Source organism: Sandarakinorhabdus sp. (genome assembly GCF_031430775.1).
In the GTDB taxonomy this organism is placed as follows: Bacteria; Pseudomonadota; Alphaproteobacteria; order Sphingomonadales; family Sphingomonadaceae; genus Sandarakinorhabdus.
This window is the reverse complement of the sequence record NZ_JANPCD010000188.1, coordinates 1-2,581: the sequence shown is the minus strand read 5'-3', so window position 1 is coordinate 2,581 and position 2,581 is coordinate 1. Positions and strand designations below refer to the sequence as shown.

Here is a 2,581-nt window from a genome sequence, read left to right as displayed (position 1 = left end):
CCGCCGTGGCTGTGCACCGACAATGGCGCGATGATCGCCTGGGCCGGCGCCGAGCGGCTGGCGCTCGGACTGATCGACGATATGGATGTGCCCGCGCGCCCGCGCTGGCCGCTCGATCCGGGTGCCGAGGCCGTGCGCGGCGCCGGCGTAAAGGCATGAGCCGCATCGGCGTGCTTGGTGGCGGCGCCTGGGGCACGGCGTTGGCCGCGGTCATGGCCAGCGATGCCGAGGTGCTGCTCTGGGCCCGCGAACCGGAGGTCGCTGGCGCCATCAACGCCGCCCACGAAAACACGCTGTTTCTGCCTGGAATCGCGCTGCCCGGCGCCGTGCTCGCAACGACTGCCCTGGCGGAACTGGCGACTTGTGATGTCTGGCTGGTGGTTACGCCAGCCCAGCATCTGCGTGCCGTTCTGGCCGCAGCCGATCTGTCGGAACGGCCGCAACTGGTGTTGTGCGCCAAGGGTATCGAGGCAGGCAGCCACAAATTGATGACCGAAGTTGCAGCCGATCTGATCGGCACGCCCGTCGCCGTGCTGTCAGGCCCGACGTTTGCCCATGAAGTCGCTGCCGGGAAACCCACGGCTGCGACGCTGGCCTGCACGGATACCGCCGCCGGTGCCGCGCTGGTGCGGCGGCTGGTGCGGCCGGCCTTGCGGCTCTACCAATCCGTCGACGTGATCGGTGCCGAAATCGGCGGTGCGGTAAAGAACGTGCTCGCCATCGCCTGCGGCGTCTTCGAAGGCGCCGGGCTTGGCCTGAACGCCCGCGCAGCCCTGATCGCGCGCGGTTTTGCCGAGATGACCCGCTTTGGCCTGGCACGCGGCGCCCGGGCCGAAACCCTGGCCGGCCTGTCGGGTCTGGGTGATCTGGTGCTGACCTGTTCATCGGCGAACAGCCGCAATTTCACGCTGGGCATGGGCCTGGGGCGCGGCGAAGGCGCCGCCGCCCTGCTGACAGGCCGCACCGTTGCCGAAGGCGCCGCAACAGCGCCGGTGCTGGTCGAGGCGGCGCGCAGCATCGGCGTGGACATGCCGATCTGCGCGGCGGTGGCGGCACTGCTTGACGGCGCACCGCTGGCGCAAACCATCGTCGATCTGTTGTCGCGGCCGCTAAGGACCGAATAGGCGTTCAGGCCGCGATTTGCCGGGCGCCGATGGCACGCTCGATCCAGTCGCGCGTATCGGGAATCAGCGCCTCCACTTGCGGCAAGTCGTTGACGCACAGGAATTTGAATTGCGGTTGCAGCGCCTTGGCCAGATAGGCCTGCACCTGCGCCAGCGGATAGTCGTGCACCGCGCCAGTGCGCAGGTGCAAATGGTCATCGCCGCCATGGAGCACCGCCCCGGCATCGCGGATCAAGGCATGGTTGTGCAGCGCCTGGGGCAGGAACTGGCTGACGTGGCGAAACCGGTGCGCAATATTGGCAAGAAAGGCCTCGCGGTGCGTGTCCCATAAGGCTGCAAAGACGCTGCGGCGCATCGGATGCACGACATGCGCGCCGGCAAAAACCCGCGCCGCGCCAAAGCCCAGCAGCCGTGCGGCGTTCCACTGCGTGTGCGGGTTCAGCAACGCCGGGTCGGTCAGGCTGGCGGGATCGGCCAGCAACGGCCGCCGGTCCACCCATTTGCCGCGCAGCACCGGCGCCATGCCGTCGAAAACATCACCCGGCAGCAACGGCGCGGTCAGGAACACATCATCATTGAAATAGACAAAGCATTCGGCAAGGCCGGGGATGCGCCAGATCAGGCTTTCGATGGCCAGCGAATTGAAGGTCGGCAGCACATGTTCATGGCCGGCGAACAACGTCAGATGGTCAACGATCGTGATGCGGCTGCGCAGGTTGGCCGGAAGATGGGCAAGATCGGGCGTCTGCGCGTCAGTGACGATCCAGATCCGTCCAATCCATGGCGCATGATTGGCGATCGACCGCAGGCAATAATCCAGCTCGTGGTTGCAGGCCCAGCGGTGCGGGTTGATGCCATTTTCATGATGGCCCCGGCCCAGATGCGCGGCGCGGCGCGCAGCATGGGATGGGTCGGCGCCGTCCACCCAGGTAATGACGGCATCGATGGCGTGGCGAGGCGTTGGAAACATGAGGCAGGGACAGGGCCGTGTTGCGCCCGTCACAATAGAACAGGATGCGAAATCCTATTGCCGGACACCGCCTGTTGTCAATGTTTTGACCCTTTGGCGCCGTGCGCGCGGCATGTCGCGCGCATCGCCTCTCTCAGAAATCGACGGCAATGCCGCCCTTTTCCCAGTCGCCGTAGCGCACGGGATCGAGGCCATCTCTGCCGCCGATTTCCCTGCCGCCGATTTGCTTTGCCGGCGGCGCCGATGGCACTGCCTCTGGGGCGTCCAGGGCGGGCGAGGCCGGCTCCTGCGTCTTGTCTTTATCCATAACCTCAGTTTCCCGCTGGCGCCCACTGCGCTACGGCTTGTCTTTAACAGCAAAACCATCGGGGTGCCGTGTGACAGAATCGCTTGAGGGCAAGGTCATTGCCGTGACGGGCGCCGGCAGCGGTATCGGCCGGGCGCTGGCGCTCAATATGGCGGCACGCGGCGCGGTGCTGGCGCTGGC

General features: G+C 66.6%; 3 protein-coding genes and 1 pseudogene. 2 read left to right on the top strand and 2 right to left on the bottom strand.

Going from position 1 to position 2,581, the window contains the following annotated elements:
- A pseudogene (locus RMQ73_RS12050) lies at positions 1-159 on the top strand (tRNA (adenosine(37)-N6)-threonylcarbamoyltransferase complex transferase subunit TsaD); the annotation flags it as partial.
- Positions 156-1,124, top strand: coding sequence for an NAD(P)H-dependent glycerol-3-phosphate dehydrogenase (locus tag RMQ73_RS12045; protein WP_310498499.1), 969 nt, complete (start codon positions 156-158; stop codon positions 1,122-1,124). The pseudogene RMQ73_RS12050 and the gene RMQ73_RS12045, both read left to right, overlap by 4 nt.
- A gap of 4 nt (positions 1,125-1,128) precedes the next feature.
- On the opposite strand, the gene RMQ73_RS12040 is transcribed toward RMQ73_RS12045, so the two are convergent.
- Both RMQ73_RS12040 and RMQ73_RS12035 read right to left on the bottom strand, forming a co-directional pair.
- Complete coding sequence (locus RMQ73_RS12040; RefSeq protein ID WP_310498498.1) at positions 1,129-2,094, bottom strand: Stealth CR1 domain-containing protein; 966 nt, start codon at positions 2,092-2,094, stop codon at positions 1,129-1,131.
- 133 nt (positions 2,095-2,227) lie between these two features.
- Complete coding sequence (locus tag RMQ73_RS12035) at positions 2,228-2,401, bottom strand: DUF1674 domain-containing protein (RefSeq protein WP_310498497.1); 174 nt, start codon at positions 2,399-2,401, stop codon at positions 2,228-2,230.
- Positions 2,402-2,581: the final 180 nt, after the last annotated feature.